Below are 26,111 nucleotides of genomic sequence, written 5' to 3' on the forward strand. Positions count from 1 at the left end.
AGCCTCGCGGCGACGAGATCGACGCTGGACAGCGTTGCGGTTCGGGGCGCCCCCCGAGCCGGAGACGTCGGGGCGAAGCTGCAAATCTGCCCCATCGTAGGCGCCGGCATGGGTTTGCGCTGATGCCATGGATGACTACTCTGCAAGAACGAGGAGAGAGTAGCCGCCAAGGATTCGCACTGCCAAATCCGGATGAATCGAATAAAGCAGCCTGCGCGGCAGCCGCATCAATGTACTGCTGAAAGCCTGATTGGGTAATTCCAGGCGGCTTGCAGTATACGCATAGTCGATAACGGAGTAGCCACAGCCCCGCAGGGTAGCAAGCGCCGTATCCTTGAAGAAATAATGTAGATGCCCGACATTATCGCGCAAATTCGCGATCGGCCAAGCACGCAGGACCGACTGCACGGAAAGGTCGAGCGGGATATGGAAGATCTTGTAGCGACCGCAAGAGCGCAGCCCCTTGATGAAGGAAATATAGTCTTCGACATGCTCGATCACGTCGGCAATGACGACGACGTCAAAAGTACTATCCTTCTCCTCAAGTATATCGCTCAGTTGAAAGGAAACGCGGCTGGTTTCCTTCGTCTTTGCTCTTTGATAGGCGTGAGGGGAAATCTCATAGCCGGTAAAATGTGCCTTTGGAAAGGAGCGCGACAGATTCAGAAGGATTTCACCCGTACCGCAGCCGACTTCGCAAAGTGTATCGAAGTTCAGTCGATTTTTGCGAATAATCGCTTCGATCTGATGTGCTTTCCACGGGGAATCCTCCTCGTGCCACGTTGGGTTCAGTTCGGCATATTGGTCGGTGAGATAAATATCGTGCAAAGCTAACCCTTCCCTGCCAGGAGTTTATACCTCCTGTCGATTGCCGCGGAGGTTCTGGAAATCTATACTGGGTCGTTTGGTAGCTGCAGCTTACGAAAATGGAAGCTTACGCAGCTCGTATGCAATCGCATGTAATATGCATCCGAGGCAGCCGGATCAGTAGCTGCCCCGAGACGACAAGACGGCCGGAATGGTCTTGACCATGATCACGACGTCGCCCCATAGGCTCTGTTCAGCAATATAGCGCACATCAAGTGCGATGCGCGTATCATAGCTGGTGTCGCTACGGCCGCTGACCTGCCAAAGGCCTGTCAGGCCGGGCCTGACACGGATATAGTCGGCAAAATGTGCCCCATACAACTCGGCTTCACTTGCGACGATCGGCCGTGGCCCGACAAGGCTCATTTCTCCCCGTATCACGTTGAAAAGCTGGGGAATTTCATCGATGCTGTTTTTGCGCAGCAGCCTGCCGAATTGCGTGACGCGCGGGTCGTCCTTGAGCTTGCGCGTCGCGTTCCACTCGGCCCTGAGGGCAGGATTGGCATCAAGATGCTGGGCTAAAACTTCCTCGCCATTCTTGACCATCGTTCTGAATTTGAGGCAGGGAAACAGGACCCCATTTTTGCCAACGCGTCGATGCGAATGGAAGATCGGTCGCCCCTGCGTTACCAAAAGAATAGCCACAACCATGACGATCATTGGCGCCAATACAACCAATGCTATCCCGGCCAGGGCGGCATCAACGCAACGCTTGGTCGTGCTGGAGGTTGGAGTTCTGTTGTTTGCCCGACGAATGGACGTGCCGCTGCTGCGACGCGTTCCCAGATCGCCCAGTGTATCGAGCTCACGTCTAACGTTAATTTCCCTCATCAGCTTGCCCCGCATTCGGAAGAAACAAAGAAATGTCGTCAGCAATGTTTAGAAAGGCGCTGTCCCGCGCCGAGATCGAATGTAGTTTGAGATTAACAAATAATAAATAATTTGACAATGTCTTTGTTGCTCTGCAATATATGTGCGTTATTTCCGATAAATTCGAGTTATTACACAACTTATTTTTGTATATCTTAATATATACGGCGGTTATCGTCTCTATATATATTTGGTTGTGTGGATGGTGACCGGAACATAAGTTCGAGTTATTTAGTGAGTACTTGTTGGCAGGGAGCTTAGCGATGGCAAATGCGACCGGACGGCCCACAGAGCCCTTGGTTTTGAGTAAGGAAGAGCGAGATTATCTGGAGCTGCAAGTGCATCGGCGTCGGGCGGCAGCGCGCTCTATGGCCGAACGATGCCAGATCATCCTTTACTGCGCAGATGGCATGACCAGCAAGGCCGTGGCGGCGAAGCTTGGAATCCATGAAAACACCGTCGGCAAGTGGCGGCGGCGCTTCTTGAAAAATCGTACAGACGGGCTTCTCGATCAGGAGCGGCCGGGTCGGCCGCGCACGATCGATGACGAACAGATTGCGGCCATTATTGAGCGCACTCTTCAATCCTCGCCCGACGCTACCCATTGGTCGATCCGTTCGATGGCGGCGGCGACCGGATTTTCGCATACGACAATTCGGCGCATATGGGCGGCTTTCGGTCTTCAGCCGCATCGCATGCAGACATTCAAGCTCTCAACTGATCCGCTTTTTATCGATAAGGTCATTGATATTCTTGGACTTTACATGTCTCCGCCCAATCGCGCTCTGGTGTTGGGTGTCAACGAGCGCGGCCTTCTTCAGAAGCTTGACGACGAGCGATCCGTGGGGTCGTCAAACCGCTCGGGGGGCGAAGGTCAGGCCCATCCCGCACCTTGGCAAGGGACCGTCTCGCTGGTCGGCGCCCTCGATATTGTTTGCGGTTTTGTAATCGATAGATATCACAAGCAGCATGGCGCCGGCGAGTTTCTGGAATTTCTCAAACAGATTGATGCGGGCGCCCGGCCCGAGATCGATATTCACATCATTTTGGACAATAGCGAGGTGCATAAAAACTCATTGGTTCAGTCCTGGCTGATGCATCGCCCCCGCTATCACCTGCATTTCACACCTACACCGGTTTTCTGGTTGCGTCAGGTCGAGAGCTGGTTCGGGGAAATGAGCCGCAGGCGGTCACCGCCTGGCGCTCAGACATCAGCGAGCCAGTTGGAAGCTGATATGCGGGCTTTCATCGAGCGTCATAGTGAAAGCATAAGCCCGTATAAATGGCTGAATTCCGATACGGCTCAGCCTTCCCGGCACACGCTACGGCAGAAAAGTGCAACGGATGTCAAAGCGCGAAGCCTGAATATGTCGGAGCGGCTGAATAAATCAGTATAACTCCAGACTATACATTGAATATAGTTTAACTGTTCGGTTCATGGGGTACTTCATGCGTGTCGCAATCATACATTACTGGTTGGTTGGAATGCGTGGGGGGGAAAAGGTTCTGGAGGCCCTCTGCCGGATGTACCCCGGTGCCGATATCTTTACGCATGTCTACGATCCCTCGGTCATCTCTGACGTCATCAAGAAACATCGTGTCTATACGACCTTCATAGATCGGCTTCCCTATGCGAAGCGGATGTACAAGAGATATCTCCCGTTGATGCCCATGGCGCTCGAGCAGGTGAATCTGAATGAATATGATCTTGTTATCAGCAGCGAATCCGGGCCGGCCAAGGGAATAATACCCAATTCGACGGCTCTGCATGTGTGTTATTGCCATTCACCGATGAGGTATATCTGGAACATGTATAATAGCTATTATGATAGTTCCGGCCTCATGACCCGCCTGATGATGCCGCCGCTCGCGCATTATCTAAGAACATGGGACGTGGCGACCGCCAATCGCGTCGATGATTTTGCTGCAAATTCGCTCACCGTTGCGCGGCGTATCAAGAGCTACTACCGGCGAGATGCCGAAATCATTCACCCGCCGGTCGATACCTCTGCATTTCATCCTGTGCCCCGGTCGGAAGTCGGCGATCATTATCTAATGGTCGGCGAACTCGTCAGCTATAAGCGACCCGACCTTGCCGTAGAGGCATTCAACCGAATGAAGGCGAAGCTCGTCGTCATCGGCGGCGGCGAAATGCTGGAACGATTGCAGAAAATGGCGGGGCCCACGGTAACGATGATGGGGCCGCAGCCGTTTCGGGTTCTGCAAGAGCAATATGCGCGCTGCAGGGCGTTGGTTTTCCCGGGTGAAGAGGATTTTGGGATCGTGCCGGTCGAAGCAATGGCGAGCGGTCGGCCGGTTATTGCGTTCAATCGCGGAGGGGCAACCGAAACGGTCGTTGCCGGAAAGACGGGGATCTTTTTCGAGACCCAGACCGTCGATGCATTGATCGAGGCAGTCGAGCATCTCGAGCGTATGGATCTTCGTCCGGGTGACGCCGTCGCGCGTGCCGCGGAATTCAGAACGGAAATCTTCATGAGAAGATTTGCGTCCTTCGTCAACAGATCGACCGGCGGGCAGCCTAAGGTCGTTCATGGCTAATTATTGTCGGAGGGCGGCACCAATGAGGCGCCTTCACCCTCGAATAGGAGTGGAAGCCATGGAGCTGAATAAGTCGGTGGCCGGGGAAATTAATCGGCGTTTTGTGTATCGGTTGCCTATTCTGGCTGCGGTCGGCATGGCTTTCGTGCTGGGGATGTCGAGCGCTCGTGCGGATGACTATATTCTCGGCCCGCAGGACAAGTTGCGCATACGCGTATATGAATGGCGCCCGATGGCCGGCTCCGCTGTCGAATGGGAGCCGCTGACCGGCGAATTTGTCATATCGGCATCGGGTAACCTGTCGCTGCCTATCATCGGGACCGTACCGGCAGCCGGCATGACTTCCGAGCAGGTCGCCGAGAGCATCGGCGAGCGGTTGAAGACGCAGGTCGGCATGCAAAAGCGTCCCAACGCCTCGGTGGAGGTGGCGCAATACCGGCCATTCTTCCTGACCGGTCTGGTGGCCAAGCCCGGGCGTTATGATTACAGTCCTGGCCTTACGGTCATTCAAGCCCTCAGCATGGCCGGAGGGACATTCGGTGTCACTGACCCGACGCTTGTCGGTCTGCAGCGAGACGCCGTGGTCGCCCGGGGTGATCTGCGCTCTTTGGATGTCGAGCGGCTCAGCCTTCTGGCGCGGCAGGCGCGTCTGGACGCCGTCATCGACAACAAGCCCTCGATCAGCTTTCCGCCGGAGTTGATGCAGCGTGCAGACGATCCGCTTATCGCCCGCATGATGGACGAAGAGCAGGATTTGTTCGATACGCGACAGCGCTCCTTGCGCACCGAGACCGATGCGCTGAACCAGGCAAAGCTTCTCGCCAGCAATCAGATCGAAGCTCTCACCTCGAAGGCCGCTTCGCTTGCAAAGCAGATAGAACTCGCCAACAAGGATGTCGGAACGGTCAACAAGCTGATCTCCCAGGGGTTGACCGTGTCATCGCGCGAGCTTAACGCCAATCAGAACCTGGCCCAGCTCGAAAGCCAGAATCTTGACGTGGCACTTGCCAATCTCAAGGCACGGCAGGACATCGCGAAGGCGGATGGCGATATTGCCGATGTCAGCAATCGCTATCGTACGCAGGCATTGACCGAGGCGGCAGATGTGCGCGATCGCCTCGCAGCCAACAGGGAGAAGTCAGCAACGACCCAAGCTCTTCTCGACAATATTCAAGCGCGTGCCCCCGCGGCTGCGGCAAGTCTGGCAAGCGAGGATCCGCGGCGCACGCTCAAGACCACGATAGATCGTATCGTCGACGGCAGCTTACATAGCATGCCTGCGAGCGACAATGACCCGGTCGCGCCCGGCGATGTCATTCGCGTCGAAGATGAAAAGCCGCAGGCGCTGACTCAAACGACAGACAATGGGTTAGGCCCGGCATTGTCTCCGTGATGACAAGACGGTTCCGTAGATTCGGGCAAATCCAAAAGGCCTGCAAGCAGAGGATGCTTTTAGAGCGGCTTTCGCATTTTGCGCGTATCGATCGCAGCCAATAATCATCTCAGAGTAGTAATTTCACCCTCATCGTCAGTCTTTCTCTGAAAATTGGGCGTATAACCGCATAAGCTGGAAATATTCGACTTGTCCCAGAGGCACAGATCACGGATACTATGAACAGGTATTATTTTTGATCGAAGATGAACTACTCGGAGCTGGACGTTTGATGGCTTGGGGTCTCATTGTCTCTTTCGTAGTCGGGGCTTTATGTGCCCTAAGAGTACCAATTCTGCTTTTTACGATCATCGTGCTCATTGTGATGGTCGGCTACGCACTTTCCAATATCGGCTCTGGTAGCTCTGCACTCGACATCTTAGCATGGTCTTTCATTCTGGCTGCCGTGCTCGAGGCTGGGTATATTTTCCCGCGCGTGTTACTTTACGTCATCTATGTAAAAGTGCTCGGACGAGATATCGGCAGGTCGAACTCGAGGAACGGGTCGGACCTCTTCACCAACAATCTCTTTCAAGCCCATTCGGATGCAAGGCTTTCTGCGAAAGCTGAGCGCGGAGGTGTCGACAAAGCTCGCCCCGGGATGCCGGACTGAAAGAAAAGCCGTGCGATGGTCTGTGCCTTTGTTTGGCAAGGAAGGCCGTGCGTCGCTCAGGATTCAGGCGCTATAATTTGGGGCGTTTCTCCCCTTCTGAGTGTCCGCGAAACATACCAGCCGTCCCATTGCGAGAACTGCGGAAATACGCGCCTGTATCCCTTGCCCTCAAGGAGCGTCTGGATCGCCGTTTCGGTCTTGGGATTATTCTCCACGGAAATGAGCTGAAATTCACGGCTGAAACTATAGGCAGAAAGTATGTCCAGCTCACTGCCTTCCGTATCTATCGAAAAGTAGTCGATGACGGTTGGCGCATTGTAGGTATCAAGCAGGTCGTCCAGCGATATGGTCTCTACCTCGATCTGTCTCCCCTGACTGCGAACGCCGGAAAAATGATCTCCCTGAGAAAAATCTGCAATGGAGCTCAATTCCGGGTCAGTTTCATCCGTAACGATGAACTTGACTGTTGCGCCGGAACTCGATGATACGCATCGATGCTCGATGGAGGCGGATCTGTTGGCCGCCAGATCGGAATGCCAGATCGGGTTCGGCTCGGCGAGGATCCCATTCCAGCCGAACTTCTTTTCAAGGAGCCAGCTGTTGCTATTCTTCAAGCCATTGGTCGAGCCGAATTCCACGAAAAATCCGTTTCTTTTCTCTGCCAGCTCGAAACAGACCCAGAGATCCTGCATGATCTGCGCGTGCGACCAGCTTCGCCTGGCCATGCAATAGCTGAGGAACCTGGCATTGTCGTCCAGTATGATGTCGGCTACTTCCGCTCTGTTCAGGCGAATGGCGTTGAAAATAGCTTTTTGCAGAGTTTTATTCTTATGAAACCTGCCAACAGCAGATGATAATCCAGACAACATGAATTTCTTGGCGTCAAACATCTTGGCAATCCAAATATTCTGCAACGCTAAGTTAGCGCATTATTCGCTCTTAACCAATCGATATTCCTGGTCTTGGGTCCGGTTGTATCGTTTGCCAGGCAATCTGAAGCGGAAGGAGATCATGCATAGACATCATCAGGAGGCAATGCGCATGCTCATCGAGGCCTCGCGTCGAGCTCCGCGACGGTGCATTTCAGCTTCAGATGGCCGGGATCCGTCACATCGAGCTTGTCCCATGGCACGATGTGACCGCTCTTCAAACCCAAAGGGGCGCGAATAGCCAGGGGAATCATCGACTCTGCCGAGCAGGCGAGATTTGGCAAATGTTATCTCGAAAGGCGGCTGTACGGCGAATACAGCGCACTGCTCTCACGGAAGAACGAACGGCGCTTCCATTGCGGTCTCTCGGCAATAAAATGAGAAAATATAGGAGGCGCGCCTCAGGTGCGTCAGCGAGCGGCGCGGTCGGATCGTCTACCCAGCAGGGAGGCTCGAATGAGTTCTGCTTTGTTCACTACCGGCGGCGGAGGCGGCTCTTCGCGCTGAGCTGCCGCCTTGGCGTGTGTTTGACGCAGCGCGATCAGGCGCTGCTGCGCGGCAAGCCTGTCCTCTGCCGAAAGCGGCTCGATGGGATTGCCGGCGAGATCGTGCCGCATGGAGTCCAATTGAGCACAGGCATGATAGTATCGCTTGGAATGCAGAAACGCGCTGGTGGCGCGACGAAGCGACATGACTGGCACATCAGGCTTCAAAAGCGGACGGAATTCATTCCAGAGACCCAGCGCAAAGGGACGAATTGGATCACCGGCTTTGACGGGCAGAATGCCGATGGGGTGAAGCAGGAGCGTGTTGATCGCAGCCGCCTTCTTGATGTCGAGCTCCGTCGCCACGATCGGCTCGCGATTGGTCGTCCAGGGTTCTTCCATCAAATCGTTCCTCTGCGTGCAATTCCATTACGGTTTGATTGTGAAATGATTTTGACGGGACGGCAACGAAATCCGCCGCCGCTTGTTCGCCCTCACGCCAAGCCGACGTCCATATATGAGGTGCGTTGTTCTGCAGCAAGTTTGGTTAACGAGATTTTCATAGTTGGCTGGCTAGTTTTTGCGGCGCCGCGATAGGTAGCGCGTACGCGGCGCATCCTCTCTCAATCCCGAATTCGTAACAAGCGGTCCCGCGAAAATGTCGCAGGTTCTGAGCCCTGGGGTGACTCTTGCCGCATAGGCGGCGGCGAAGAGGGTCAATCTTTGCAGGCTCGTCTCTGCAAGGTTCAATCATGGCTTGCAGCGGAATGCAGGGCGCTAAGCTGACGAAAACGGCTTCGATCAGTTTCTTTATCCGCAGGCTGTTGCACCATCAAAATAATTTTCTTCCGCTTGTCGGAATCGCCTTCTGTCGGTCGTCCTTGGAGCATCAACCGCTTCAATCTGGAGGAATATCGTGGAAAATGCTCAATCAGTTTGGCAGATTGCCGCCATTCTCGCCGCTCGCCTGATCTTCGCTGCCGTCTTCTTGATGGCTGTCTCGTTCAAATTTATGGATATGGGCGCGACCGCCGGCTATATCGCCGCCGCCGGTTTCCCGTTTCCATTATTCCTTGCGTGGTGTGCTGCGATCCTTGAAGTGCTGCTCGTCATTGCCTTCTTGACCGGTGCCTTGTTTACCCCGGCGGCACTCGTAGCAGCCGTTTATGTCATCTTCCTCGGATTCTCGTTCCACGGTCCGGCACGCTGGGCCGGCAACCAAGCCGAATTCGGCTTCTTCGTGGACCATTTCGTTTTCCTGGCAGGGCTGCTCTTTGCGGCCGTGCACGGACCAGGGAGCGTTCTCACAATAAAGTGGGCACTCTGGCCGGCCAAATATGACGCAGCTTCATCATAATTTGAAGGCTGCAGGACTATTTGCCCTTTTGACCATAGATCGTGATGCGTCGGCGCCGGAAGAGGTGGTCCGTGAAGACCGCAGCTTGCGATGCCACTGAATACGTACGAAGCTGAGTCTCGATTTTTGTGAAGGCTCGTAAGCGCCGTTGATTTACCTGGCATGCCCCTTTACTTCTCTCGCTGAAAGAAGAGGTCAGCCAGCCATGGATCATGAAACAAGCCTCCGAAACGAGCGTAAGCGCGGCTCCGGCGTGAAGGTGGTCTACGATATCTTGCGCGACGAGATTCTGGATCTGGAGCTGCCGCCGGGCAGCCCCATCGACGAGGTGCAGCTTTCCGAACGTTTCGGCATGTCGCGCACGCCGATCCGTGAAGCCTTGGTGCGGCTGGCGGGCGAGGGGCTGATCGATACGCTGCCCAATCGATCGACCATGGTGTCGCAGATCGACTTCCTCAACATGCACAGCTATTTCGATGCGCTGGTGCTGATGTATCGGGTTACGACGCAGCTGGCGGCGAAATATCACCGTCCGGAGGATCTGGAAGCCGTGAGGGCTCTCCAGATTGAATTCGCCAATGCCGTCGAAGCGCAGGATGCGCTTGCCATGATCTCGACCAATGCCGCGCTGCATCTTGCGATCGCAGAGGCCGGCCGCAATCCCTATTTCACCAGCCTCTTCTTGCGTTTGCTGAACGAGGGTCGGCGCCTCCTGCGCCTCTATTATCAATCCTATAATGATCGGCTGCCGCGCCGTTTCGTCGAGGAGCACGATGAAATCATAGCCGCGATCGAAGCGCGGAATACCGAACTTGCCGAGCGTCTGGCGCGCGAACATGCCGAACAGATCGTCGGCCAGATCCAGAAACTGCTGATGCGCGAGGAGCGTCTGGACGTCAGTCTTTAGTCTGCATATTTCTTGTCGACAAATTAAATACAAGGCTGTATGAATGCTGCACAGACGGTGAGGCGTGGCGGCGAATGCGGCTGGTTGCCGATCCACTCGAGCCCAAGCCACAAGAGGATAGACAGATGACCGCAAGCATTTTCTCCGGCGTAATCCCTGCCTTGATGACCCCGTGCAAGGCCGATCGCAGCCCCGATTTCGATGCGCTCGTGCGCAAGGGTAAGCAGCTCATTGCCGAGGGCATGTCGGCTGTCGTCTATTGCGGCTCCATGGGCGATTGGCCGCTGCTGACCGATGCGCAGCGCATGGAAGGGGTAGAACGGCTGGCCCAGGCAGGCGTGCCCGTCGTCGTCGGCACCGGTGCCGTGAATACCGCTTCAGCCGTTGCCCATGCTGCGCACGCCCAGAAGGTCGGCGCCAAGGGCCTGATGGTGATCCCCCGCGTGCTGTCGCGCGGCTCGGTGATCGCCGCCCAGAAGGCACATTTCAAGGCGATCCTCTCGGCTGCTCCCGATCTTCCCGCCGTGATCTATAACAGCCCCTATTATGGCTTTGCCACGCGTGCCGATCTGTTCTTTGCACTACGTGCCGAGCATCCGAACCTCGTCGGCTTCAAGGAATTCGGCGGCCCGGCCGATATGCGCTATGCCGCCGAGAACATTACCAGCCGCGACGATGACGTATCGCTCATGATCGGCGTCGATACGGCGGTCTTCCACGGCTTCGTCAATTGCGGCGCGACCGGCGCAATCACCGGCATCGGCAACGTGCTGCCCAAGGAAGTCATCCATCTCTGCAACCTTGCCCAGGCCGCCGCCAAGGGTGACGTCGACGCGCGCCAGCGGGCGCTCGAGCTGGAGCAGGCGCTTGCCGTCCTGTCTTCTTTCGATGAAGGTCCGGACCTGGTTCTCTTTTTCAAGCACATGATGGTGCTGAAGGGCGACAAGGAGTACGAGCTTCATTTCAATGAAAGCGATGTCTTGAATGATAGCCAGCGCGGCTATGTCGAGGCGCAGTTCAAGCTGTTCAACAGCTGGTACGCCGAGTGGAGCAGGCTTCCCGGCGCCGTGGAAAAGTACAAGGCTTAAGTTCTTACGGACATCAGGCTCAATATGTAAGAGGCCCCGCAGGGCCTCTTTTTTCTGCATATACATTCAACGTCGCTCAGGCCACGGCATCGAGGCCAAGCTCCTCCAGGCGATCGAGCTGGCGGATCTCCTCTGATGTCAGCGGGATACCATCCTTTTCCGCACGAGCGCGAGCGGCGAAACGACGCTGCGAGGGCAAGCGTGCGCCTTGGCCGACGATCGCTTCGAAGAGCGTTTCGGCACGGGCGAGCGGATTTCCTGGTCGGCCCGCCGTGAAGGCTTCTGGCGAGAAGGCGACGATGAGTTCGCCGTGACGTGGCGCAAACGCGGTCGAGCCGAGATAATCGAGTGCCTCGCGGCTGGTGAAATCGCCGATCATGATGCCAGCCAGAAGTTCGATCATGGTGCCGATCGCCGAACCCTTGTGACCGCCAAACGGCAGCATGGCGCCGGCGAGCGCCGCTTCCGGATCGGTCGTCGGCTGACCATCGGTATCTATCGCCCAACCCTCAGGCAAAGGCTTGCCGGCGCGCCGATGCAATTCGATCTCGCCACGCGCCGCAACCGAAGTCGCGAAGTCGAAGACGTAAGGCGGATTGTCGAGGCGCGGCCAGCCGAAGGCGAATGGGTTGGTTCCAAGCAGCGGCGCAGTACCGCCGGCGGGCGCGACGGTGGAATAGCTCGGGCACATGGCAAAGGCGGCAAGGTCGCGCTCCGTCAGCGCTTCCACCTCCGGCCAGAGTGCTGCGAAATGCGTGCAGTCGTTGATGGCAAGCGCAGCAATGCCGAAACGGCGAGCCTGTTCGGCAAGTACAGGTACGCCGAGCTCGAAGGCGGCATTGGAAAAGCCGCTCCTGGCATCGACGCGAACGATGGCCGAGTCGGCCCGGTGCTCCAATTCGGGCACTGCATCCGGGCGAACCTTGCCCGCCTTGACCGTGCGCAGCACGCCTTCGATGCGATAGATGCCATGCGATTTGCAGGCGTCCCGTTCGCCCGCGACGATCGTCCGTGCGATCGCAGCTCCCTGTGGTGCATTGAAGCCGGCTTTGGAAAGGATCAATTCGACGCGGCTTTGCAGTGCAGCGGATGTCAGGGTGGTCACATCGGTCAATTTCGGTTCTCCCTTATTATGCTTGCTTGCATCATAAACATAGAAATTATAAATACAAAAAGAATACAAGAAATCGACAGGTGGATTCGCTGTTTCGTCGCGCATTTCGGTTTGCCATAACGCTTGACGATAATTGCTTAACCTATCGATATCCGCGCTTGATCCCATACCGGGAGGGGGGATGCCCATGATCAGCCTGAGACCTGGAACAGCGTTTGCCCGCGGAGCGACGCAGATTGCGGAAATGCAGAGATGAGCAGACCGGACGTTATCGTCATCGGGGCCGGCGTGATTGGTCTTTCCACTGCGATCGCGGCTCAGAAGCGCGGCTTGCAGGTTGTGGTTCTCGATCGCGAGGGACCGGCCGCAGGCGCATCGGCGGGGAATGCCGGCGCTTTCGCCTTCACCGATATTCTGCCGCTTGCCTCTCCGGGTATCTTGAAGAAGGCACCGAAATGGCTCCTCGATCCGCTGGGGCCACTCTCGGTGCCCCCCGCCTATGCGCTGCAGATCGCGCCCTGGATGTTCCGGTTCTGGCGCGCCTGCCAGCCATCCCGCGTCGCTCATTCCATCGCGGCCCAGACAAGCCTCATGGATCTGTCCAAGGCGGAACTGGAGCCTTTTCTGGCTGCCACCGATACGCTCTCGATGCTGCGCAAGGAGGGCAATCTCCAGGTCTATGAAAGCGAGGCGGAATTCCGTGCTTCGCTGCCCGGTTGGGATGCGCGCCGCAATCACGGCATCGAATTTCGGCACCTGAAAGCCGACGAGATGGCGGCGATTCAGCCCGGTTTGGCGTCACGCTTCACACTCGGCACCCTCACGCCCGGCTGGTATTCCATTGCCGACCCGAAGCTTTATACGCTGGCGCTGGCTGAGCATTTTCGCAGCCACGGCGGTGTCATCGAGGCGGCTGATATCTCCGCGCTCCGTGCGATCCCCGCGGGTGTCGAGGTGGCGGCGGCAGATGGAAAACTGCGCCAGAGCGGCAAGGTCGTCCTGGCTGCCGGTGCCTTCTCGCATCGGATCGCCAAAACGCTGGGTGAGCGCATCCCGCTTGAGACAGAGCGCGGCTATAACACGACGCTTCCAGCCGATGCCTTCGATCTGCGCACCCAGATAACGTTTGGCGGCCACGGCTTCGTCGTCAGCAAACTTTCCACCGGCGTCCGCGTCGGTGGTGCGGTGGAGCTGGGCGGACTGGAGTTGCCTGCGAATTTTCGCCGCTGCGATGCCATGCTGAAGAAGGCCCGCACTTTCCTGACCGGTCTCAAACCGGAGGGCGGGGTGCAGTGGATGGGCTTCCGGCCGTCGCTGCCGGACAGCCTGCCCGCTATCGGCCAGGCTAGGGTTACACCGGATGTGATCTATGCCTTCGGCCACGGCCACCTCGGCCTGACCCAATCGGCCGGCACCGCACGCCTGGTCGCCGACCTTTTAACGGGGCAGAGGCCGGCGATCGATCTGGCACCCTTCTCGCCGCAACGTTTCTGACAGAGCCGCAGGCACATGCCTGTCGATCTATTGCGGCAGACGGCGATCGATCCCTCGTTTGCCGTCTGCCGTGGATTTTCTTTCAGACTGGTCAATGCCGCCGGGACTTAGCCCGGCGCGCGAGCGCCATGTTCCTATCTTGCAAGCAGCCTCAGCCAGGGGCCGCAGTGAAAGAGGCTCATGAGCAGATACATCGGTACCATCCCGCCGAGCATCGAACCGCCTTGCGCCGAGCAGATCATATCGCCGCCCGCACCGTAGGCCGACAGCACGGTCATGAGGGCGAAGCTCGGCGCTGCCGCCAGCGCCAGCCATCGGCTGGCGGTGACGGGCAGGTTGGGGGCGGCGAGATGCACGCCGGCCCCTTCATTGCTTTCGGATAGGCGCAACATCAGTTTGCTCCGTACCGATCGTGATGTTTCCACCACACGCCGGTCTCGTTGCGGCCGAGCGGAGCGCGGTCTAGCCACTGATACATGCCCCAGAGCCCGTCCAGCCCGCGGGCATAGGAGGAATAGGTATGATAGACGTCTCCGTCCTGCATGGCGAAGGCGCTCACACCAGGCCGGTCACGCGTGTAAGTCGCGATATCCGTCCCCGTCATTGACGCCATCAGTTCAACCGGGCCTTCGCTGCCGCGCAGCTCCCATTGCTGTATCGTCTTGCCCGCCTGAGCATCGAGCATTGGCGGCTCGCGGCGATAATTATATTCGATTTTGCCGCCGCTCTGTTCTTCCGGTGTGAACCAGACATTGAAATCATGGTTGAAATCACTGTTTGCCGAAGAGGCCCAGTCGAAAGTCCAGCCCATTCGCCGCTTGAACTCCTGCAGCTTTTCGAGCGGTGCCCGGGAAATGGCCGAGAAGGCGACGTCGTGATTTTCAAGATGCACGGCGATGCCGTTGAAGCCGTCCGCGATAGACGAGCAGGACGGGCAACCGGCCGTATAATCCGGCCCGAACATGAAATGATAGACGAGAAGCTGTGAGCGCCCCTTGAAGAGGCCCGAGAGCGGGACGACACCCTGCTCGGTCTCGAGACGATAGTCCTTTTCCACCTTCACCCAGGGCAATTCCCGGCGGCGGGCGGCGATCTCGTCGCTGCGCCGCGTCAGCTCCTTTTCCTGCTCCAGCAGGGAAAGTCGTGCCGCAAGCCACTCTTTGCGTGTTCCAGTCGCATGCATCGTCATGGTTGATCTCCTCTTGTCAGCGACATATGTCCTCGTCGGCGCCGCGTCTTGCCTGCCGATGTGCGATACCTTACGGCTGGAGTGCGAAGGGGTGGGAGTTACAAGTGTGACGGGATTTCGATGGACTCACTGATCGTCGCGGCCGCCCAGGCGCTCGCTGCCGGAGATGTGCTGGGGGCGTTGAAGCGCGTTGCACTGCGCGAAGATGCTCCGGCGCTGGCGCTTCGCGGCATCGCCATGGCCCAGCTCGGCGATCTCGCCCGCGCCAAGGCGCTCCTGAAGAGCGCGGCGCGCGCCTTCGGTCCGCGCGAGGCCATCGCCCGCGCCCGTTGCGTCGTTGCCGAGGCGGAGATCGCCCTTGTCTCACGCGACCTTGGCTGGCCGGAAAAGGCGCTGGAGACGGCGCGGGCCGCTCTCGAAAAACATGGCGACCGCATCAACGCCGCTCATGCCCGCAATTTGCAGATACGCCGCCTGCTGCTCATCGGTCATCTGGACGCGGCGGAGCGCTTGCTGACAAAGCTCGACCCATCGCCGTTGCCTCCCGCCGCAAGGGCAAGCCACGAACTGGCGGTTGCCGGCATTGCCATCCGCCGCCTGCGTATCGAGCCGGCACGTGCCGCTCTGACGCGTGCGGCGGAAGCGGCACAGAAGGCAGGAATCCCAGCACTCATCGTCGAGGTGCAGGATGCGGCGCGCATACTCGACGAGCCGGCCGCGCGCCTGGTGGCTAAAGAAGACGAAAGACCCTTGTCGCTGGATGAGGTCGAGGCGCTTCTGGCGTCCGATGCCTTGGTCGTGGACGCCTGTCGCAACGTCGTGCGCCGCGCCGGAGACATCATATCGCTTGCGAGTCGGCCCGTGCTTTTTGCCCTTGCGCGCGTGCTTGCTGAAGCGGCTCCTGCCGACGCGCCGCGGGCGCTTTTGCTTTCCCGCGCATTCGGCGCCCGCCATGCCGACGAATCCCACAGGGCGCGGCTGCGTGTCGAGGTCGGCAGGCTACGCGCGGCCCTGGAGCCGCTCGCAGAGATCAGGGCGACGGCGGAAGGTTTCGTGCTGACGCCTCGGCTGCCAGGTGATGTCGTCGTGCTGGCACCACCGGTCGAGGTCGAGCATGCCTCCGTGCTTGCCCTGCTTTCGGATGGCGAGGCTTGGTCGAGTTCGGCACTGTCGATTGCCCTGTCGACAAGTCCGCGTACCGTGCAGCGTGCGCTCGACGCGCTTGCGGCGGCAGGGATGGTGCAAAGCGTCGGCAACGGACGGGCCTGTCGCTGGATGATGCCGCCCGTCGTCGGCTTCCCGACAACATTGTTACTCCCCGGACCGCTGCCGAGCGATTAGGCTTCTTATTATCGACACTCAACCGATCCCGACGGGAGGAGGAAGCATGAAAAAGTCCCAAGCGGAAATCATTCGCGAATATGGCCCTTTCGACAATGCGCCGCGCGTAAACGGCGTCACCTTCGACGGCCAGCACGTCTGGTTCGCCTCCGGCGAGAAGCTGCACGCGCTGAACCCCGAAAGCGGCGAGCAAGTGCGCACGATCGACGTCGCCTCGCACGCCGGCACCGCCTTCGACGGCCGCTACCTCTACCAGATCGCCGAAGACCAGATTCATAAGGTCGACCCGAAAACCGGCAAGATACTCTCCACGATACCGGCGCCCGGCCATGGCGGCGATTCAGGCCTTGCCTGGAGCGAGGGCAGCCTGTGGGTCGGGCAGCATCGCGGCCGCAAGATCTATGAAATCGATCCCGAAACGGGCGCCATCCGGCGCACCATCGAATCCAACCGCATCGTTACGGGCGTGACATGGGTGGATGGCGAGTTATGGCACGGCACCTGGGAGGGCGACGAAAGCGACGTCCGCCGTGTTGATCCGGTGACCGGCGAGGTTTTGGAGCGGCTGGAAATGCCCGAGGGTACCGGCGTTTCCGGCCTGGAATCCGATGGCAGGGACCGCTTCTACGCCGGTGGCGGTGGCAGCGGCAAACTGCGGGCGATCCGCCGTCCGCGTTGAGCGGTTTGCAGTGGAGATATCTTGTGTCCGGGGCCGGACGACCGGCCCCGGACATGTCGTTTTAGGAAGAGCAGACTTACGCCTCTGGCTCAAACGATTGCATCCGGACCACGACTGGATAGCGCGACCTAAAATCGTCGAGTATAGACGAGACTTCAGGCTGGGTCCTGCGAGCGCCGATATCCCATCTCATGTATGGTGAACCAACAGCAATGCCATGCGTTTCCAACATGGAAGCCATGCCTTGCTGCTTCGCGCGCTCATCGCCATATTTCTCACTTACCAATCGCATTCCAATCATTTCCACGTTGTGAGCCGCGCCGATACCGACCGATGCCGTGGGCAATCGTGCGCGCCAAGGAGAAGCCATGAATGAGATCGCGAAAAGTCTTGGTGAAATGAACCTGCAGGAGCGGGCCGATCTTATGGCAGCCGTTGCGGATGTACTGCAAGCCACTGCCGAAGAGGCCGAGGAGGACGGCGATACGCTTGCCGTCACCAATTCCCTGTTTCTGGCTTGCAATCTTCGCGGCTGTTCGTCCGATCTCGGCCCGAATGATCTAAAAGCGGCCGAACTGCTGCTGGAGCAGGGGATTACTTTCATTCACCTGCTGAGCGGACGCAAGAAAAGCCGCGGGCTGGTGCACTGACGGTTGCGACCGTCGAAGGTCCGTGGACTGCCAAAAGCCGCAGGCGGAACATCATGGATGTCCCGCCCTTCTTGTCTGGTTGTGCTTGTGTCGGCAGAAATCTTTTCGCCGCGCCTGCTATCTCAATCTTCCTGGATGGCGCTGTCTCGGGCCGTATCCCGCATGAAGAGATAGACGATGAGCGAAATGCCGATCATCGCCGTCACATACCAGTAGAAACCCTGTTCCCAGCCACTGCTCTTGAATTTCAGCGCCACAAATTCGGCTGTGCCGCCGAAGAGCGTATTGGCGAGGGCATAGGGCAACGCGACGCCGAGAGCTCGGATATGGGCAGGAAACAGCTCCGCCTTCACGACCGCATTGATCGATGTGTAGCCGGTGACAATGACCAATGCGCCCATGACCAGCAGGCCGGCAATGAGAGGATCTTTCGTGGTTTCGAGTGCCGAGAAGATCGGATAGGTAAACAGCACGCCGCAAAGGCCGAAGCCGATCATCAGCGGCTTGCGGCCGATCTTGTCGGAGAGCCCGCCCGCAATCGGCTGCAGGAGCATGAAGATGAACAGCGTGATTGCGTTGATCTCGCTCGACGTTTCCCGGCTGAACCCGGAAGTATTGACCAGGAATTTCTGCATGTAGATCGAGTAGGCGTAGAAGGCGAGCGTGCCGCCGGCCGTCAGCAGCATGACGAGCGCGGTTTCCTTGGGGTGCCGGGTGATGAGCATCCAGAAGCCGGATTTCTGCGTATCGCTCGCGCGCACATTCTTGAAGCTTTCGGTTTCGGCTAGGCCGCGCCGCAGCCAGAAAACCACGACTGCAAGCGCTGCTCCCGTGAAGAAGGGGATGCGCCATCCCCAGGCGTTCAACGCTTCGGTCGTCATCACGGCCTGCAACAGGATTAGGAGCGCGATGGCAAGAAGTTGGCCCGAGATCAGCGTCACGTACTGAAAGGATGAGAAGAAGCCGCGGCGCTGGCGGCCGGCCATTTCAGAAAGATAGGTTGCCGAAGCGCCGTACTCGCCACCGACGGAGAGGCCCTGCATCAGGCGAGCGAGGACCAGAAGTGCCGGTGCCACAACGCCGATGGTTTCATATCCCGGCGTTAGCGCGATAATCAGCGACCCCGCGCACATCAGCGTCACCGAAAGGGCGAGGCCGGCTTTGCGGCCTTTGCGGTCGGCATACAGCCCCATGATCCAGGCGCCGATCGGCCGCATGACGAAACCCACGGCAAAAACCGCTGCCGAATTCAACAGCTGCGCCGTCTGGTCGCCGGCGGGGAAGAAATGCGGTGCGAAATAGAGCGCGAAGGCCGCATAGACATACCAGTCGAACCATTCGACCAGATTGCCGGTGGAGCCGCCGATGATCGATTTCAGACGTTGACGCCGCGCGGCTGCTTCCGTCGCTGCCGTCGTCGTGATGGGATCCAGTGTATTCAGCATTGTTCCTCTCCTCCCGTTCTTGCTTCGGATCGTCGTTACGCAGCGATGGCGCTGCACACGATGGGTTCGCCAGGGAAGGCCTCGCGCATTCGGGTTGCTGGCGGCCGCTATCAAGGCGGTATCCGCAATGCCATTATCTGGCCAACAGCCGACTGTTGTGCGTATTAAAGGTCCACTCTCCCAGTGGCGCTATTGATATGTGAGGAAAGCGCGGCGCACGAGGTTTGAGGGCCACTCAGGATATTCTATTGATATATTTCATTTTTCTCAGGATGAGATCGTCGCTCTTGGAAAACTTCGCGCAAGATTCTGCATGGCTATTTCGCGGTTTGTGCAATATTCTGCACAAATGAACGGAACAGGTCTGAAGCGAATTGTGCTGCTGGTGGTGGCCGGTTTAGCCGCTGCCGCGGGCATTTGGTATGCGGCGCTTTCACTTTCCCGTCAGGACGCTCTCAGGCGGCTGGATGCGGAGGCGAGCGGCCTTGCGGTACAGCATATCCGCCTGCTCGACAGTGAGCTGGCGCGCTTCCGGCTTCTTCCAATCGTGCTCGGCGAATATCGCGATCTTGGTGAGGCGCTCGCGAGCCCCACAACGGATGCCGCCCGCCGACTTGACGACAAGCTTGGCTTTCTGGCGCGGGAAACTGGCGCCTATATCATCTATCTCGTCGATCAGAAGGGGCTTGTCATTTCCGCGTCGAATGCGGGGACCGAAGACAGTTTTGTCGGCAAGAACTTCAGCTTCCGTCCCTATTTTTCCGAGGCGCTGAAAGACGGCACGGCGGAATATTACGGCGCTGGAGCCATCAGCGGCCGGCCGGGCTTGTTTCTGGCCCGCAGGGTCGGCGATGCCGCCGCTCCGGCGGGAGTCGTCGTGGTCAAATTCGAGTTCGACGCGGTGTCGCGGATCTGGGCGAACGATCGCGGAAAAACGTTTGTCGTCGACGAACATCAGATCATCCTTGCCGCATCCGACCCGTCACAGGTGCTGACGACGCTTGCACCTCTGTCGCCTGAAGTCCGGGCCAGCATCGCCGCAAGCGGCCAATATCGCGACGCCGCCCTTGCGCAGGGGAATTATCACGCCGAGGAGGCCGGTCGCATACGCGATCCGCGAGGTCGGATCATGATCGCTGCGGAGCAGCCGGTGGCCGGGACGCATCTGCGTCTCCTGCATCTTCTCGACACCCGCGCGGCGCTACAGGAGGCGCAGGCGCAGGCCTGGCTGCTGGCTTTGCCCGTCATCGTCGGTTTGGCAGTCATCGTCGCCGCGATCTGGTGGCGGATGACCCGAGCGGCCAGGGCAGCGGACGATCGGCGAGCACTTGAGGAGGCCGTCGCCGCACGCACGGTCGAGCTGCACGACGAGATGGCTGAACGTGCGCGCGCCGAGGATCGATATCGCGATGCCCGTGAGGAACTTGCCCAGGCGAACCGGCTTGCTTCCGTCGGTTCGATCACGGCGGGGTTGATGCATGAGATCAACCAACCTGTCGCGACCATCCGCACTCTCGCCGAGAATGCGCGCCACCATCTCGCGGCCAATCGCCTCGATCGCGTCGGCGCCAATCTGGATGCCGCGGTCGAAGTGACGGCGCGCATCGGCACGATCACGCAGGAGATGCGGCGTTTTTCACGCAGGGGGCGGCGTGCAGCCGGAGCGGAACCGCTCGATGCCATCATCGCCGGTGCCTTACTGCTGGTGGGGAATCGGTTTCGCAAAGCCGGCGTGCGGCTGGAGCTGCCGGGGCAGGGCCAGCCCCATGTGCTTGCCGAGCGGGTGCGGCTGGAGCAAGTCATCGTCAATCTGCTGCAGAACGCTATCGATGCGGTTGCCGGTATCGAGGGTCCGCATGTTGCTCTGCTCGTCGACGCTGCCGGAAAGGATATGGTGAAACTGACCGTCGCCGATAATGGTCCCGGTATCGATCCGGCACTGGCCAAGGAAATATTCCGTCCGTTCGTTACCGGCAAGCCCGATGGACTTGGTCTCGGGCTCGGGATTGCCCAGGATATTATGAATGATCTCGGCGGATCATTGACCATCGGCCCTTCGCCGCTCGGTGGCGCGGCTTTCGTAATGACGGTGAGGCGAGCATGACCCTGGAAGCGTCGCAGAAAGTTCTTCTGGTCGAGGATGACGGCCCCTTCAATGCCGCACTTACGGATTCCTTCGCCATAGCGGGCTTCGACGTGGAGACGCATGGTGACGGGCAATCGGCGCTGGCAAGCCTTGCAACCGCACTGCCCGGCGTGATCGTCAGCGATATCCGTCTGCCGCGCATCGATGGGCACGATCTGCTGGAAGCCGTGCTGGCGCGCGATCCGGACTTGCCCGTTATCCTGATGACTGGCCACGGTGATATCGCCATGGCTGTCGGGGCGCTGAAACAGGGCGCTTATGATTTCATTGCCAAGCCCTTTGCTACCGATCATCTGATCGCATCGGTGCGCCGGGCGCTGGAAACGCGCCGCCTGGTGCTGGAAAACCGGCGTTTGCGGCAGGCGGCTGCCGAGGCGGAGGATGCATCGCCGCTTCTCGGCCAGACGACGGTTATGGCACGGTTGCGCGAAACGATCCGCCAGGTCGCAAACGCCGATGTGGATGTTCTGATCGAAGGCGAAACCGGGACCGGCAAGGAGCTCGTGGCCCGGCTCATTCACCGCTGGAGCAGGCGGCGTGCCCGCAGTTTCGTCGCGGTGGATTGTGCCGCCTTGCCGGACGCGATCGCCGACGAGGCTCTGTTCGGAAACCGCGTTCGGCGCGGACGCATTGCCGAGGCAGATCGCGGCACGCTGTTTCTCGACGAGATCGACAGCATGTCGCCCATGCTGCAGGGACGGCTTCTGCGTGTCGCCGAGGAACGCGAGCTGCCTTCGGCAAGCGGCGAGCCGACCCCTGTCGATCTCCGCATTGTCGCTGCCACCAAAAGCGATCTGCACGCTGCAGTCGCCGATGGCCTTTTTCGCGCCGATCTGCTCTATCGGCTGGAAACCGTGAGAATCCGCATTCCGCCGCTGCGGGAGCGCCGCGCCGATATCGGCCTATTGTTCAGCGCCTTCCTCGACGAGGCCGCCCGCCTGCACGGCGTGCCGCGTCCGCCCATCGATGCCGCGATGGAGACACGGTTTCTGACGCACGATTGGCCGGGCAATGTCCGGGAGCTGCGTAACTATGCGACCCAAGCGGCGCTAGGCGTCTCCTCCGTTCGCAGTCAGCCCGCGCCGGAGCTTGGCCTCTCCGAGCAGATGGATCACTTCGAGGCAAACATTCTACGGGCCACGCTGGAACGCTTCGAAGGGGATATTGCCGAAGTCGCGCAGGCGCTCAGACTGCCGCGCCGCAGTCTCTATGCACGCCTGCAGCGCCACGGCATCAATCCGTCCGCCTATCGCAAGTAAGTTAGCTTGCGCACCGATGGTTGCCGGCAGTTTCCAGGCCGTTCAAGGCGCTATGGTGAAACTATAGTTCCCGTTGGTCTTGTGGCCATCCGTAGAGAGCACATGCCATTCGACCGTGTACTTCCCTGGCGCAAGCTTGTCGGCTACCGGCACCATGAGCGTGGTGCCGCTATTCATCAGCATGGCCTCACCGGTCTTGATGGTTGCCTTGTCAGGCCCGGTTATCTTAATGCCGCTGAATTTCACATTGAGACCTTCCGAGAAGGTCAGGTCGAGCTCCGACGGGGCGCTCTTGACCAAGCCGTCGGCCGCCGGAACGGCGGATTTCAGATGGGCATGGGCCATAGCCTGGCCGGCAAGGGCGATACTGATTGCAGTTGCAGCGAGAAGCAGTTTCTTGATAGGGGGCATTTGATTTCCTTATCATGTTGGTGATCCGGGGAAAGCCCGCGGATCGTGTGATGGCGATCGGTCGATCACCGATATCCGTTGCCGCAAGGGCCGACGGAATTCCCATTCCCGGAGCCGATTACGCACCCCGGAATTAATTCTGCTGCAGCAGATTTCGGATCTTCTGCAGGGCGACATCGGTATTTTCCTGGTAGGCGATCGTACCCCTGAGATTGCCGTCGGCATCGACGAGCAGTACGGACGCCGTGTGGTCCATGGTGTATCCGCCGTCCGGGCTGGGCACCTTTTTGGCATAGATGCGCCAGCCTTTGATCGCCTTCTGCATTTCACCGGGATCGCCCGTGATGCCGATAATCCGGTCGGTGAAATTGCCGGTGTAGCTATGCATGATCTCCGGCGTATCGCGCTCCGGATCGAGGGTGAAGAAATAGGCCTTCAACCCGTCGGCTTGAGGTCCGAGCGTCTTGAACCAGCCCGCCATATCGTAGAGCGTCGTCGGGCAGACGTCGGGGCAATGCGTATAGCCGAAATAGACAAGCGAGGGATGACCCGACAGGGCTTTTTCGGTGATGGGTTCACCGCGATCGTCCGTTAGCGTGAAGGCTGCACCGAAGCTGCCGGCCGCCCGGACCTTGGGCGTCATGAGGAAGGTTGCGTAGCCGATGGCACCAGCGCCGACGATAAGCGCCAGGGCGACGGCCGTTGCCGCAAAGCGTCGTCTATTTGACATGGGATGCCTCCTTGTTTGCCGCGATCGATCCGACGGGGAAATCGACTTCGGCCGTACCGGCTTTTTCGAATTTGAGCGATGTCCTCACCGTCTGGCCCTGAAGGAAGGGCGCGGCGACCTTCATGAACATGAGGTGGTAGCCGCCGGGTTTGAGCTCGATGGTCTTACCGGCCGGTATTGCTAGGCCGCCGGCAAGCTCGCGCATGATCATCACGTCATTGTCCATCTTCATCTCGTGAATCTGGACCGTTGCGGCGCGCGGTGAGCTCGCAGCCACCAGCCGGTCGTCGGTGCCTCCCGTATTCGTGATAGTCATATAACCGCCGCCGACGGGAGCTCCCGGCACCATGGCGCGAACATAGGGTGCGGAAATGGTGAGGTTGCCGATTTTGACATCGTCGGCGGAAGCGAGAGAGGAAGACAGGAATGCCAGCCCGAAAGCAGCGAGGGCAGAGATGGGTTTCTGCATGATCGATATCCTTGATCCGGAGAAGAGCAGGCGGGCGAAGCCTCTGGCTCCGCCTCACCTCGTCAGGAGAAGAAGCGCCGGAGAGGCGGCACGAAGCGAACCAGGAGCTGGTCGAGGAGAAGCATCGCGACGATGGCGGCGCCCGTCAGCGGGAAAGCCATGCCGAAGACGATGGCAATGAACCAGAGGCCGACATAGACGGACTTCTGCGGCGGCATCGGCGGTACGCCAAGACGGCCCGATGGCCGGCGCTTCCACCACATGGTCGCAGCCGTCACGCAGCAAAGAATGATGGCCAGACAAGCGGCCAGCATCAGAAGCTGGTTGAAGAGCCCCCATTCCTGTCCCTGATGGACGTTGATGCCCCATTCGATCGCCTTGCCGAGTGCCGGATACTGATCGTAGGAAATATCGACGAGCGGCTTGCCGGAATATTGGTCGATATGGACGGTGCGTTCTTTGCCAAGGTCGCCGAAATAATGGCTTGCCGTATAGACGCCGGTCCCATCTGATGGGATCGCAAGATCCGAGCCGGCGACCATGCCCAGCCCATGCATGACGTCGACGGCCTTATCGAGACCGATCGGCTCGGCCGATTGCGCCGCGATATCGGAGAGCGGAACGGGCGCGTTTTCGACGACCCAGCCGGCGCGGCTGACGATATCCTGCGTGACCTTTGTCGATTTCGGAACGTCGTCCCAGACTGCCGCCGGTGTTCCGAAATTGTGAGCGGTCAGCCAGGCATTGACGTTGGCGCCCCAGTAGCCGGACCACGGCATGCCGCTGAAGGCGAGAAAGAAGATCAGGATGCCGGCAAGCGCTCCCGTCACGGCATGCAGGTCGCGCCAGAAGACGCGGCGTGATGGGGTGCCGCGAACGGTGAGCACGCCGCCCGTCTGCTGGCGCGGCCACCACAGATAGATGCCCGTCACCACGAGGACGAGAGCAAAGCCCGCGACGATCTCGATGAGGCGATTGGTCCATTTGCCGAAATATTCTAGGCTGTGGATGCGCTTGACGACCCAGCCGAACTCCTGTTTCGACCCTACTGATCCTAGAATGCTGCCATCGTAAGGATTGACGTAGACGATGGTCGATTGGCCATCCTTGGACAGCGTTATCCAGGCCGAGCGGTTCGGCGCCGACGCTTCGTGATAGGAGGTTGCGCGCGCGCCCGGAAAGGCCGAAAGCGCCGCGTCGGCGATCTGCTGCGGCCGCAGCATGGTGCCGGCTTCGGTGACGAGATAGCGATGCGAGTAGAAGGTATCGGCAATCTGGTCCTTGAATAGATACAACGAACCGGTGATCGCCAGATTGAGCATAAAAGGGATGACGAGCAGGCCGGCGAAAAAATGCCAGCGCCAGATCGCGCGATAGAGCGAGATATTGTGGGTTGCTGCGGCTGCAGGCTCTGCAGCGGTAAAGGTAGACATGAAATCCTCCGAAGATCGGCGGGCTGCCGCAAGGGGCGATCTGAGGAGGGGGCGGCGAGATGGTTCGCCGTTTGGCGTGAGCCTGCTTTCCCTGAGCGGCCGACCAATCGGCCTGCTTCGTTCGGCAAGATGCAGCTGTGAACACTAATCCTCAGATGTCGCGACGTGATGGTCGCGCAAGCGGCAGCGTTGACGGTGGGCATCGCGACGAAAGCCGCAATGCCGGTTCAGCCAACGATGTCGGGGAGGGGTGGTGCTCTCGGGCCTGTATTCGGCGGATAAAGCTGGCGGTGGAACGCCTCCGATCTTGCGACGACCGTCTCTCCACGCGGGGAGGCAAGGCGCTCACAAATGTCGGTAGGAGGCGCAGGCAGCATCGCGGCGGACGCAATCCGGCATGCCTCGCATCCGGGTGCGTAGGCTTTCCCGTGCACCTTGCCATCGGCATCCTTGTAGGTGATGCAAAGGACGGGCAGGGAGCCATCCGGAAGCCGGTACTGGGCAAGCTCGATCGGGGATATTTCGTCCGCGGTTGCGACGATCGGTTGATGGGCGAAGTCGATGAGCAACAGCGCAACGGCGCAAAGAATGCGCGCGCTCCACTGAAATGTTCGCGAAATCGTCTTCCGCATGCTTGTCCCCAC

At 59.1% G+C, this 26,111-nt stretch carries 26 protein-coding genes; 13 read left to right on the plus strand and 13 right to left on the minus strand.

The window, feature by feature from the left end:
• Nucleotides 1-135: 135 nt before the first annotated feature.
• Both FHX05_RS15830 and FHX05_RS15835 read right to left on the minus strand, forming a co-directional pair.
• Nucleotides 136-828: a class I SAM-dependent methyltransferase gene (locus tag FHX05_RS15830; protein ID WP_112337055.1), complete on the minus strand. Its 693-nt coding sequence runs from the start codon at nucleotides 826-828 to the stop codon at nucleotides 136-138.
• A 156-nt stretch (nucleotides 829-984) separates the two neighbouring features.
• The gene (locus tag FHX05_RS15835; RefSeq protein ID WP_183872860.1) at nucleotides 985-1,698 is read right to left on the minus strand and encodes a sugar transferase; all 714 of its coding nucleotides are present in this window, start codon (nucleotides 1,696-1,698) and stop codon (nucleotides 985-987) included.
• A gap of 302 nt (nucleotides 1,699-2,000) precedes the next feature.
• Here FHX05_RS15835 and FHX05_RS15840 point away from each other — a divergent pair, with 302 nt between their 5' ends.
• From FHX05_RS15840 to FHX05_RS15855, 4 genes are all read left to right on the plus strand, one after another.
• Complete coding sequence (locus FHX05_RS15840) at nucleotides 2,001-3,134, plus strand: IS630 family transposase (RefSeq protein ID WP_183872862.1); 1,134 nt, start codon at nucleotides 2,001-2,003, stop codon at nucleotides 3,132-3,134.
• 52 nt (nucleotides 3,135-3,186) lie between these two features.
• Nucleotides 3,187-4,296, plus strand: a complete 1,110-nt coding sequence (locus FHX05_RS15845; RefSeq protein ID WP_246698964.1) for a glycosyltransferase — start codon at nucleotides 3,187-3,189, stop codon at nucleotides 4,294-4,296.
• Between the two features lie 58 nt (nucleotides 4,297-4,354).
• Nucleotides 4,355-5,689: a polysaccharide biosynthesis/export family protein gene (locus FHX05_RS15850; protein ID WP_246698965.1), complete on the plus strand. Its 1,335-nt coding sequence runs from the start codon at nucleotides 4,355-4,357 to the stop codon at nucleotides 5,687-5,689.
• 271 nt (nucleotides 5,690-5,960) lie between these two features.
• On the plus strand, nucleotides 5,961-6,341 hold the full coding sequence (locus tag FHX05_RS15855; protein ID WP_183872864.1) for a hypothetical protein: 381 nt from the start codon (nucleotides 5,961-5,963) through the stop codon (nucleotides 6,339-6,341).
• Between the two features lie 56 nt (nucleotides 6,342-6,397).
• Here FHX05_RS15855 and FHX05_RS15860 read toward each other — a convergent pair whose 3' ends face one another.
• On the minus strand, nucleotides 6,398-7,231 hold the full coding sequence (locus FHX05_RS15860; protein ID WP_183872866.1) for an FkbM family methyltransferase: 834 nt from the start codon (nucleotides 7,229-7,231) through the stop codon (nucleotides 6,398-6,400).
• A 449-nt stretch (nucleotides 7,232-7,680) separates the two neighbouring features.
• The gene (locus FHX05_RS15865; protein ID WP_183872868.1) at nucleotides 7,681-8,157 is read right to left on the minus strand and encodes a ProQ/FINO family protein; all 477 of its coding nucleotides are present in this window, start codon (nucleotides 8,155-8,157) and stop codon (nucleotides 7,681-7,683) included.
• Nucleotides 8,158-8,671: 514 nt separating this feature from the next.
• On the opposite strand from FHX05_RS15865, the gene FHX05_RS15870 reads away from it, so the two are divergent.
• From FHX05_RS15870 to FHX05_RS15880, 3 genes are all read left to right on the plus strand, one after another.
• Complete coding sequence (locus FHX05_RS15870; RefSeq protein WP_183774145.1) at nucleotides 8,672-9,112, plus strand: DoxX family protein; 441 nt, start codon at nucleotides 8,672-8,674, stop codon at nucleotides 9,110-9,112.
• A 205-nt stretch (nucleotides 9,113-9,317) separates the two neighbouring features.
• The gene (locus tag FHX05_RS15875) at nucleotides 9,318-10,019 is read left to right on the plus strand and encodes a GntR family transcriptional regulator (RefSeq protein ID WP_112603157.1); all 702 of its coding nucleotides are present in this window, start codon (nucleotides 9,318-9,320) and stop codon (nucleotides 10,017-10,019) included.
• A 125-nt stretch (nucleotides 10,020-10,144) separates the two neighbouring features.
• On the plus strand, nucleotides 10,145-11,107 hold the full coding sequence (locus FHX05_RS15880; protein ID WP_183872870.1) for a dihydrodipicolinate synthase family protein: 963 nt from the start codon (nucleotides 10,145-10,147) through the stop codon (nucleotides 11,105-11,107).
• 76 nt (nucleotides 11,108-11,183) lie between these two features.
• On the opposite strand, the gene FHX05_RS15885 is transcribed toward FHX05_RS15880, so the two are convergent.
• Nucleotides 11,184-12,221 (minus strand): Ldh family oxidoreductase, encoded by a 1,038-nt coding sequence (locus FHX05_RS15885; RefSeq protein WP_183872872.1) that lies wholly within the window; start codon nucleotides 12,219-12,221, stop codon nucleotides 11,184-11,186.
• Between the two features lie 252 nt (nucleotides 12,222-12,473).
• On the opposite strand from FHX05_RS15885, the gene FHX05_RS15890 reads away from it, so the two are divergent.
• Nucleotides 12,474-13,715: an FAD-binding oxidoreductase gene (locus FHX05_RS15890; RefSeq protein ID WP_183872874.1), complete on the plus strand. Its 1,242-nt coding sequence runs from the start codon at nucleotides 12,474-12,476 to the stop codon at nucleotides 13,713-13,715.
• 134 nt (nucleotides 13,716-13,849) lie between these two features.
• Here FHX05_RS15890 and FHX05_RS15895 read toward each other — a convergent pair whose 3' ends face one another.
• On the minus strand, nucleotides 13,850-14,107 hold the full coding sequence (locus tag FHX05_RS15895; protein WP_183872876.1) for a hypothetical protein: 258 nt from the start codon (nucleotides 14,105-14,107) through the stop codon (nucleotides 13,850-13,852).
• Entirely contained in the window at nucleotides 14,107-14,904 is a 798-nt protein-coding gene (locus FHX05_RS15900; protein WP_112603165.1) for a thioredoxin family protein, read from the minus strand. The genes FHX05_RS15895 and FHX05_RS15900 overlap by 1 nt, the downstream gene beginning before the upstream one ends.
• A 120-nt stretch (nucleotides 14,905-15,024) precedes the next feature.
• Here FHX05_RS15900 and FHX05_RS15905 point away from each other — a divergent pair, with 120 nt between their 5' ends.
• From FHX05_RS15905 to FHX05_RS15915, 3 genes are all read left to right on the plus strand, one after another.
• Nucleotides 15,025-16,245, plus strand: coding sequence for a helix-turn-helix domain-containing protein (locus FHX05_RS15905; protein WP_183872878.1), 1,221 nt, complete (start codon nucleotides 15,025-15,027; stop codon nucleotides 16,243-16,245).
• A 46-nt stretch (nucleotides 16,246-16,291) separates the two neighbouring features.
• Nucleotides 16,292-16,924: a PQQ-binding-like beta-propeller repeat protein gene (locus FHX05_RS15910; protein WP_112337043.1), complete on the plus strand. Its 633-nt coding sequence runs from the start codon at nucleotides 16,292-16,294 to the stop codon at nucleotides 16,922-16,924.
• Nucleotides 16,925-17,292: 368 nt separating this feature from the next.
• Nucleotides 17,293-17,574: a hypothetical protein gene (locus FHX05_RS15915; RefSeq protein WP_112603171.1), complete on the plus strand. Its 282-nt coding sequence runs from the start codon at nucleotides 17,293-17,295 to the stop codon at nucleotides 17,572-17,574.
• A gap of 122 nt (nucleotides 17,575-17,696) precedes the next feature.
• Here the strand turns inward: FHX05_RS15915 and FHX05_RS15920 are convergent, their stop codons facing one another.
• Nucleotides 17,697-19,019: an MFS transporter gene (locus FHX05_RS15920; RefSeq protein WP_183872880.1), complete on the minus strand. Its 1,323-nt coding sequence runs from the start codon at nucleotides 19,017-19,019 to the stop codon at nucleotides 17,697-17,699.
• 349 nt (nucleotides 19,020-19,368) lie between these two features.
• Here FHX05_RS15920 and FHX05_RS15925 point away from each other — a divergent pair, with 349 nt between their 5' ends.
• Both FHX05_RS15925 and FHX05_RS15930 read left to right on the plus strand, forming a co-directional pair.
• Nucleotides 19,369-21,123, plus strand: a complete 1,755-nt coding sequence (locus FHX05_RS15925) for an ATP-binding protein (RefSeq protein ID WP_246698966.1) — start codon at nucleotides 19,369-19,371, stop codon at nucleotides 21,121-21,123.
• Complete coding sequence (locus FHX05_RS15930) at nucleotides 21,120-22,424, plus strand: sigma-54 dependent transcriptional regulator (RefSeq protein ID WP_183872884.1); 1,305 nt, start codon at nucleotides 21,120-21,122, stop codon at nucleotides 22,422-22,424. The genes FHX05_RS15925 and FHX05_RS15930 overlap by 4 nt, the downstream gene beginning before the upstream one ends.
• Before the next feature lie 42 nt (nucleotides 22,425-22,466).
• Here the strand turns inward: FHX05_RS15930 and copC are convergent, their stop codons facing one another.
• The 5 genes from copC to FHX05_RS15955 form a co-directional block, all read right to left on the minus strand.
• Nucleotides 22,467-22,835, minus strand: a complete 369-nt coding sequence (copC, locus tag FHX05_RS15935) for a copper homeostasis periplasmic binding protein CopC (RefSeq protein ID WP_112603177.1) — start codon at nucleotides 22,833-22,835, stop codon at nucleotides 22,467-22,469.
• Nucleotides 22,836-22,968: 133 nt separating this feature from the next.
• Nucleotides 22,969-23,565, minus strand: a complete 597-nt coding sequence (locus FHX05_RS15940) for an SCO family protein (protein ID WP_112603179.1) — start codon at nucleotides 23,563-23,565, stop codon at nucleotides 22,969-22,971.
• Nucleotides 23,555-24,034: a copper chaperone PCu(A)C gene (locus FHX05_RS15945; RefSeq protein ID WP_183872886.1), complete on the minus strand. Its 480-nt coding sequence runs from the start codon at nucleotides 24,032-24,034 to the stop codon at nucleotides 23,555-23,557. Before FHX05_RS15945 ends, FHX05_RS15940 begins: the two co-directional genes overlap by 11 nt.
• A gap of 62 nt (nucleotides 24,035-24,096) precedes the next feature.
• Nucleotides 24,097-25,467, minus strand: a complete 1,371-nt coding sequence (locus tag FHX05_RS15950; protein WP_183872887.1) for a PepSY domain-containing protein — start codon at nucleotides 25,465-25,467, stop codon at nucleotides 24,097-24,099.
• A gap of 227 nt (nucleotides 25,468-25,694) precedes the next feature.
• A complete protein-coding gene (locus FHX05_RS15955; protein WP_183872890.1) occupies nucleotides 25,695-26,099 on the minus strand; it encodes a hypothetical protein in 405 nt (134 codons plus the stop codon).
• Nucleotides 26,100-26,111: the final 12 nt, after the last annotated feature.

Source organism: Rhizobium sp. BK491 (genome assembly GCF_014194925.1).
Lineage (GTDB): Bacteria > Pseudomonadota > Alphaproteobacteria > Rhizobiales > Rhizobiaceae > Rhizobium.